Annotated in this window: 1 pseudogene; it reads right to left on the bottom strand. The window is 58.0% G+C overall.

Annotation, left to right across the window (positions count from 1 at the left end):
• Positions 1 to 418, bottom strand: a pseudogene (locus tag GSQ83_RS00005) (IS5 family transposase); the annotation flags it as partial.
• Positions 419 to 493: the final 75 nt, after the last annotated feature.

Here is a 493-nt window from a genome sequence, read left to right as displayed (position 1 = left end):
AGAAGCAGGGGCTTGCCTTCTCCGTTGCAGACCGCATGCAACTTGGAATTCAGACCGCCCTTCGTTCGACCAATGCAGCGGGGAAAGCCCCTTTTTGAAGCAGGCTGGCTGCCGTGCGGTGAGCCTTCAAATGAGTGGCGTCGATCATGATCCGATCAGGCTTGGCGTCCTCGGCGGCCAAAGAAGCAAAGATTCTGTCGAACACGCCGAGCAAGCTCCAGCGCACGAACCGATTGTAGAGTGTCTTGTGAGGCCCGTAGGCTTTCGGCGCATCCTTCCATTGGAGGCCGTGGCGGATAACGTAGACGATTCCGCTGACAACCCGCCGGTCATCGACCCGCGGCACACCATGCGACAGCGGAAAATGCGGCGATATCCGCGCCATTTGCCGGTTGCTGAGCAGAAACAGTTTGTCCATGACGGTATCCTCCCGCCATCTCCAGAATCACAATGCGCCGAGCCGAAGCAAGCAATTAATGGGTCCTGACCCTAG

It is taken from the genome of Acidisoma sp. L85, from assembly GCF_009765865.1.
GTDB lineage: Bacteria > Pseudomonadota > Alphaproteobacteria > Acetobacterales > Acetobacteraceae > Acidisoma.
This window is presented reverse-complemented; position numbering and strand designations above follow the sequence as displayed.